Consider the following 7138-nt stretch of genomic DNA (forward strand, 5'->3'; position numbering starts at 1 on the left):
CACCTCCACCCCGTGCCCCATGATGCGGCACTGGCAGTGCTCGCAGATCGGCGCCATCTTCGTGACCGCGCACTCGAACGAGTCGAACGTGTGCACCTCGCCCTGCGCGCGCACCTCGAAGGCCATCGCGTAGTCGTTGCCGCACACTTCACAGGTCGCCATCGGTCTCGTCTCCGTTTCCCCCGCCGCACCGCGATCACTGCCTACCCGGCACCGCCCGGGTCTACCCCGCGCCTCACAGCCGGCGGGGACGCGCTGTGCGACGGAGTTATCACCGGCGTATGACCGGTCACACGCGCCCGAAACCCCGTCTTCCTACGGTCGGGAATCCGACCCGAACCGAGGAGACCGCTCCATGACCGTCACCACCCGGACCCCGCGCGGCGACCGCGCCCACCCGCCGAAGGGCCGCTGGATCGAGGACTGGCGGCCCGAGGACCCCGCCTTCTGGACGGCCCGCGGCGCGCGCATAGCCCGCCGCAACCTCGCCTACTCGATCTTCTCCGAGCACATCGGGTTCTCGGTGTGGACGCTGTGGTCGGTGCTGGTGCTGTTCCTCGGCCCCGGCTACGGCGTCGACGCGGCCGGCAAGTTCACCCTCACCGCCGTGCCCGCCCTCGTCGGCGCGGCGCTGCGGCTGCCCTACACCTTCGCCGTCGCCCGGTTCGGCGGCCGCAACTGGACGGTGTTCAGCGCGGCGCTGCTGCTCGTCCCGGCGGTGCTGGCCGCGTTCCTGGTCAGGCCGGGCGTCTCGTTCACCACGCTGCTGCTGCTCGCCGCCGTCGCGGGCGTCGGCGGCGGCAACTTCGCGTCCTCGATGGCCAACATCAACGCCTTCTACCCGCAGCGCCTCAAGGGCTGGGCGCTCGGCGTCAACGCCGGCGGCGGCAACCTCGGCGTCGCCGTCGTCCAGCTCGTCGGGCTGCTCGTCCTCGCCACCGCCGGCAAGGACAGCCCCGGCCTCGTCGCCGGCGTCTACATCCCGCTCATCGTGCTGGCCGCCCTCGGCGCCTGGTTCCGGATGGACAACCTGGCGCACGCCCGCAACGACCGGCGGGCGATGCGGGACGTGTCCAGGGACCCGCACACCTGGATCATGTCGGTGCTCTACATCGGCACGTTCGGGTCGTTCATCGGGTTCGGCTTCGCGTTCGGGCAGGTCCTGCAGGTGCAGTTCGCCGCCGACTTCGACACCCCCGTCAAGGCCGCCTGCGTGACCTTCCTCGGCCCGGCGCTCGGCTCGCTGCTGCGCCCCGCCGGCGGCCGGCTCGCCGACCGGCTCGGCGGCGCCGCCGTCACCTTCTGGACGTTCACCGCGATGGCCGGCGCCGCCGGGCTCGTGCTGGCCGCGTCGCTGCGCGGCTCGCTGCCGCTGTTCTTCGTCGCCTTCGTCCTGCTGTTCGCGCTCAGCGGCGTCGGCAACGGCTCGACCTACAAGATGATCCCCGCCATCTTCCGCGCCCGGGCCCGGGCGGCAGCGGACGCCGGCGCGGCGAGCGCGGCGGCGGCCGAGCAGGAGGCGCGCCGGCTGTCCGGCGCGCTGATCGGGATCGCGGGCGCCGTCGGCGCGTTCGGCGGCGTGCTGGTCAACATCGCCTTCCGGCAGTCGTTCCTGACCTACGGCACCGGCGACGGCGCCTACCTGTCGTTCATCGCCTTCTACGCCGTGTGCTGCGCGCTCACGTGGCTGGTCTACCTGCGGGCCCGGCCGGGGCGGCCGGACGGCGTCTGACGGGCCGCCCGCCGGGGCCGCGGCCGTCCGGGCCGGTCGTCGGGCTCCGGCCAGCGCGGCGACCGGCCCGAGGAGCGCAGCACCGCCTCCCACGCGTCGCCCGGCTCCAGCGGCAGGTGCGGGACGCCCCAGTGCCACGCCGACACCAGCAGGTCCGGGTCGCGCGGCCGGTAGTCCGCGCCGATCGCGCGGGCCATGTCCCAGGCGTGCAGGTGCCACTCGACGCACGCCGCGCCCGCGTGGTCGCCGACGGTGTACTTGGTGCCCCGGTAGATCAGATGGGTGCGGTCCCACATGTCCGGCATCAGGTCGGCGTACGCGCCGGCCGACACCCCGAACGAGATGATCCGGTCGGGGCCCGGCTCCGGCGGCAGCACCGCCAGCTCGGCCGCGTTCTGCCGCGCCTGCTGCCGGATCAGCACCGCCGTCGCCGCCTCCTGCGCGAACAGCGTCGCCAGCCGGCTGTCGGGCGCGTCCTGCAGGTACTCCAGGAAGTTCTCCGCGACGCAGCGCAGATGCCCCGCCAGGTCGATCAGCCGCCAGTCGGCGCAGGGCGTCGGCACGTCCCAGTCGCCGGCGCGCTCCGCCAGCGCGCGGATCGCCGTGACGCCGTCCTGGTAGGACTCGAGTACGCGGCACCGGTCCGGCGGCGTGCGCTCCACGTGACATCCCCCAACGTCCAGAGCACCGTGTGCCCTCTCCGCCGGGACGCGTCCGCGCGCACGCTATGGCGGCGGGGGGCGCCCCGGCGTTCCCCGAGAGGGCAGACTCTCAAAGTTCGGTGGCGGGTGCCACCCGGTGACGCTGTGTCGTCACACGTGGTCCGGGACCTCAGCCGAGCGCGGCGGGCACCGTCTTGAAGCTCAGCCGGTGCGCCTCGCGGGCGGTGCGCAGCCGGTCGACCTCGTCGGTCCACGGGCGCACCGCCGGGCGCGCCTTGGCCTTGCGGTAGGCGATCTCGGCGGCGCGGCGCGTCTTGGCGTCCTGCCCGGCGCCCGCGTACACCTTCGGGCCCATCGCGACCCGCTCGGACGCCTCCGCGGCGGCGAGCACCGCGGTCATCGCCCTGTCGAACGCGACCGTGAGCGCGCGCAGCTCCGGCCCGGCCGCGCCCGCGGCCTGCGCGTCCCGCAGCTCCCGCTCCGCGTCGCCGGCCGCCGCGAGCCTGTCCTCGTACTCGGCGGCCAGCCGCTGGTCGGCCTCGTACGGCTCCGCGACGTCCTTGCTCACCCGGCGGCCCAGCGGCATGGTGGTACTCCCTCGACGATCCGACTGTCCGATCCAGGTAAGCGTACTCGGGGGTTCCGGCGTGTCGGCGCGGCGGACACCCGGCCGCGCGCCTTTACATAGTAAGGTAACTGCTCATGGTCCGGCAGCCCAGCATCAACGCCCAGCACCGCGCCCCCCTGTCCACCGAGCGGATCATCGAGGCCGCCCTGCGGATCGTGGACGGCCAGGGACTCGGCCGCCTCACGATGCGCCGCCTCGGCGACGCGCTGGAGGTCGAGGCGATGGCGATCTACCACCACCTCCCCCGCGGCAAGGAGCAGCTCCTCGACGGCCTCGTCGCGCACGTCGCCGCCGCCCCCGCCGACACCTCCGGCGGCGCCTCCGCCGGCCGCTGGCAGGACGCCCTGCGCCAGTGGGCCGCCGGCTACCGGGACAGGCTGATCGCCCACGCCGGGGTCCTCCCCCTCGTCGTCACCCGCCGCAACCCCGCCGCGCTCACCGCCACGGTCGCGTCCCTGCGCGAGGTCATGCGGAGCGGCGGCGTCGCCGAGGACACCGCCGCCGTCGCCGCGCACACGCTGCTCGGCTACGTGATCGGCCACACCGCCCTGGAGGTGCGCGGCACCAACGAGGACGGCGCCGACCGCGTCGTCGACTGGGACGCCCGCTTCACCGCCGGCCTCGACCTCATCATCGCCGGGGTGCGCTGAGCGGGTCCGGTCAGTCCTCGACGACGAGGACCTCCAGGTGCAGCGGGCCGTGCACGCCCTCCGCCCGGACCCCCTCGACGCCGTGGGTGGCGGACGGGCCGCTGATCCAGGTGAGCGGCCGCGCCGGATCCAGCCGCGTGACCGCCTCCGGGACCGTTCCGACGATCTGGTCGGCGTGGACGACGCACAGGTGGTAGCCCGGCACCAGGGTGAGCGCCCGCCTGCCCTGCGCGCGGCCGCCGTCCAGCACCACCGTGCCCGTCTGCGCCACCGCCGCCGCGCAGCCGGTCACCACGCCGTCGACGGCGGCGAGGGCGTCCAGGTCCAGCGCCGGGGTGTCGGCCAGCGCCCGCACCCCGTCCAGCTCCGCGAGCCACCCGAACGGCAGGTCCGCCGGGACGGCGATCCGCTTGGCCTCCCGCCCCCACAGCGCGGCGGCCACCGCGGTGCCGAGCTCGTCGGCGCCGACGTGCCGCACCGCGGCCCGGTTGTCGGCGACCCGCTCGGTGAACAGCGCCACGACGTCCGCCCGCGTCGCGGCCTGCGGCCCGGTCAGCCGGCGCGCGTAGCCGCGCGGCACCGGCGGATGCGCGCCCCGCGACCCGCCGAGCGCCTCGCGCACCCGGCGCAGCATCTCCTCCCGCGCGGTCATGCCCGGGTCCTGTCCCACCAGGCGCGGAAGCTCTCCGCCGGCGGCGCCGGCAGGTCGCGGGCCTCCGTCCACGCGCCGAGCAGCCCCGGCAGGCGGCGGATCCGCCCGCCGCGCGACAGCAGCCGCGCCCACCGGGTGCCGCGCCGCAGCACGGCCTCGTGCCGGCGCGGGTCGCCCATCGTCCACGCCAGGCCCCGCATCAGCACCATCTCCGGCGGCGGGACGGGCCGCCGGCGGCGCGAGTCGACGACCAGGCCGCGCAGGTGGACCAGCACGTCCGGGATGTCGATCTTCACCGGGCAGACGTCCGCGCAGGCCCCGCACAGCGTGGACGCGTACGGCAGGGACGCCATGGCCGCGCTCTCCACGCCGCGCAGCTGCGGGGTGAGGATCGCGCCGATCGGGCCCTGGTGGACCGGCCCGTACGGGCGGCCGCCCGTCCGCTCGTAGACGGGGCAGACGTTCAGGCACGCCGAGCAGCCGACGCAGCGCAGCGCGGCCCGCCCGACCTCGTCGGCCAGGGCCCGCGTGCGGCCGTTGTCGAGCAGGACGAGGTGGAACGCGCGCGGCCCGTCGCCCGGCGTCACCCCCGTCCACGACGACACGTAGGGCGTCATCCGATCGCCGGTCGACGACCGCGGCAGCAGCTGGAGGAACACCTCCATGTCATCCCACGTCGGGACGACCTTGTCGATGCCCGCGACGCAGATCAGCGTCTCCGGGAGCGTCAGGCACATCCGCGCGTTGCCCTCGGACTCGACCACCACGGCCGTGCCCGTCTCGGCCACCAGGAAGTTCGCCCCGGTCACCGCGACGCGGGCGCGCAGGAACCGGTCGCGCAGGTGGGCGCGGGCCGCGCCGGCGAGGGCCTCGGGGTCGTCGGGCAGGTCGGCGCCGGCGGCGGGCATCCCGCGCCGGAACAGCTCGGCGACCTGGGCGCGGTCGCGGTGCGCGGCCGGAGACAGCGGATGGGACGGCTCGTCCTCGCCGAGCCGGACGGCCAGGTCGCCGAGCGCGGTCTCCTGGACGGCCACGCCCGCGCGGGCCAGCGCGCGGTCCAGGCCGATCTCCCGGAGCGTCAGCGACGCCGCCTTCAGCACCTCCCCCGCCCCCGACGCCCGGACCAGGCCGGTGACGACGCGGCGCGCCTCGGCCGCGTCCGCCGCCCAGTGCACGGTGCCGCCCGCCTCGGTGACGGCGCGCTCCAGGTCCTCCAGGTGGGCGTCGAGGTTGAGCAGCGCCTCCTCGCCGATGGCGCGGCCGGCCTCGCGCAGGTCCTCCCAGTCGGCGGGCTCCGCGGCCGCCGCGGCCGCCCGCCCCCGCAGCCGCGCGGTCGCGCCGCGCAGGCTCCGGCGCAGGCCGGTGTCGGCCAGCGCGGGACGCGCGGCGGCGGCGAACTTCGGCATCGGGAGCGGGACCGGCCCGCCCGGCGCGGCGCCGGTCGCTCCGCCGGTCACGCCGCCGGTCGCGCCGCCGGTCATGAGGGCCCCGTCGCGGCGAGGATCTCGGCCAGGTGCATGGTCCGCACCCCGGCGCGCAGCCGCGACAGCGCCCCGCCGATGTGGGCGAGGCAGGAGTCGTCGACCGCGCACACCACGTCCGCGCCCGTGCCGCGGACGTGCCGGATCTTGTCGGCGACCATCGCGACCGACACGTCCGCGTTCTTCATCGCGAACGCGCCGCCGAACCCGCAGCACTCCTCCGCGGCCGGTAACTCGACCAGGTCCAGGCCCTTCACCGCGCGCAGCAGCCGCAGCGGCCGGTCGCCGACCTCCAGCGACCGCAGCGACCGGCACGACGGGTGGTAGGTGACCCGGTGCGGGAAGTAGGCGCCGACATCGGTGACGCCGAGGACGTCGACGAGGAACTCGCTCAGCTCGTAGACGGCCAGGCCCTCGGCGGCGCGGGCGAGCCCCGGGTCGCGGGCCGCCCGCGCGATCCGCGGGTAGTCGGCCCGGACGGCGGCCGCGCAGGACGCCGACGGCGCCACCACGACGTCCCCGCCCTCGAACGCGGCCGCGTACGCGCGGGCGAGGCCGGCGGCCTCCCGGTGGTAGCCGGCCGCCCAGTGGACCTGCCCGCAGCAGGTCTGCCCGGTCGGGAATACCACCTCATGCCCCAGGCGTTCCAAAAGGACGGTCACGGCCCTCCCCGTATCAGGGAAAAGCGCGTCGTCGAAGCACGCGACGGACAACGCGACCCGCATCGGCCTCACTCCCCCCAACGCCCTCAGGGCGTTCCCCGCCGACATCGTAGGGGTTTCGCTCCCGGCGGCGTGTCGTTCTTCGTCCGTTATCGCGCGGGAGAGACCCTATGCCTGACACCTCGGAGTGAGGGTGATCACACCCGACCGGTACTCCGGTACCAAAGGACAACCGTCCCAACGGGCTATAGCCGGTCCGGGCGAACCACTCCACACTGGGGTGCGTCATAAAGGAAAGCACCACCACCGACCAGTAGTTGAGACCGGAGGCACGCCATGTGCCCGCACCAGCCGCCCTGTCCCTCGCACAACGCACCCGACCGCGACGCAGCCCGCACGCTGGCCGCGCACCCCGAGCAGGGGTGGAGCCTGCTGTGCAACGGCGTCGTGCTCTTCGAGGACACCGGTGAGCTGCTGCCCGACGGGGGAGTCATCGCACCGCACCGGCCGACCGACCTGCAGGCGCCGTCGGCCGCTTGACCGGTCTCCACGGGGGACTAGTCCAAGCGGGTGATCATCCTCGGGGCAACGCCCACCCGCCCTCGCCCTCCGGGCCCGCACCGGGCCCGGATCGAGCCGTCACTCCCGGCCCGTCCGCACCGGACGGGCCG

At 75.4% G+C, this 7138-nt stretch carries 8 protein-coding genes; 3 read left to right on the forward strand and 5 right to left on the reverse strand.

All coding sequences use genetic code 11. The annotated features are described in order from the left end of the window. The first annotated feature begins 355 nt into the window (after window positions 1-355). Window positions 356-1732 (forward strand): nitrate/nitrite transporter, encoded by a 1377-nt coding sequence (locus ETD96_RS37920; RefSeq protein ID WP_138641318.1) that lies wholly within the window; start codon window positions 356-358, stop codon window positions 1730-1732. On the opposite strand, the gene ETD96_RS37925 is transcribed toward ETD96_RS37920, so the two are convergent. Next, entirely contained in the window at window positions 1693-2394 is a 702-nt protein-coding gene (locus tag ETD96_RS37925) for a maleylpyruvate isomerase N-terminal domain-containing protein (protein ID WP_138641319.1), read from the reverse strand. The two genes, ETD96_RS37920 and ETD96_RS37925, sit on opposite strands and share 40 nt — an antisense overlap. Before the next feature lie 169 nt (window positions 2395-2563). Further along, window positions 2564-2980 (reverse strand): plectin, encoded by a 417-nt coding sequence (locus ETD96_RS37930; protein ID WP_138641320.1) that lies wholly within the window; start codon window positions 2978-2980, stop codon window positions 2564-2566. Between the two features lie 116 nt (window positions 2981-3096). Between ETD96_RS37930 and ETD96_RS37935 the strand changes: the two genes are divergently transcribed. Further along, window positions 3097-3672: a TetR/AcrR family transcriptional regulator C-terminal domain-containing protein gene (locus ETD96_RS37935; protein WP_138641321.1), complete on the forward strand. Its 576-nt coding sequence runs from the start codon at window positions 3097-3099 to the stop codon at window positions 3670-3672. A 10-nt stretch (window positions 3673-3682) separates the two neighbouring features. On the opposite strand, the gene ETD96_RS37940 is transcribed toward ETD96_RS37935, so the two are convergent. From ETD96_RS37940 to ETD96_RS37950, 3 genes are read right to left on the reverse strand one after another with little or no spacing between them, the layout of a single operon-like run. Further along, entirely contained in the window at window positions 3683-4324 is a 642-nt protein-coding gene (locus ETD96_RS37940) for a LutC/YkgG family protein (RefSeq protein WP_138641322.1), read from the reverse strand. Then, entirely contained in the window at window positions 4321-5805 is a 1485-nt protein-coding gene (locus ETD96_RS37945) for a lactate utilization protein B (RefSeq protein WP_138641323.1), read from the reverse strand. Before ETD96_RS37945 ends, ETD96_RS37940 begins: the two co-directional genes overlap by 4 nt. Then, window positions 5802-6530, reverse strand: a complete 729-nt coding sequence (locus tag ETD96_RS37950) for a (Fe-S)-binding protein (RefSeq protein ID WP_138641324.1) — start codon at window positions 6528-6530, stop codon at window positions 5802-5804. Before ETD96_RS37950 ends, ETD96_RS37945 begins: the two co-directional genes overlap by 4 nt. Before the next feature lie 273 nt (window positions 6531-6803). On the opposite strand from ETD96_RS37950, the gene ETD96_RS37955 reads away from it, so the two are divergent. Further along, window positions 6804-7007, forward strand: a complete 204-nt coding sequence (locus ETD96_RS37955) for a DUF5999 family protein (protein WP_138641325.1) — start codon at window positions 6804-6806, stop codon at window positions 7005-7007. The last annotated feature ends 131 nt before the right edge of the window (window positions 7008-7138 follow it).

The organism is Actinomadura geliboluensis (genome assembly GCF_005889745.1).
In the GTDB taxonomy this organism is placed as follows: domain Bacteria; phylum Actinomycetota; class Actinomycetes; order Streptosporangiales; family Streptosporangiaceae; genus Spirillospora; species Spirillospora geliboluensis.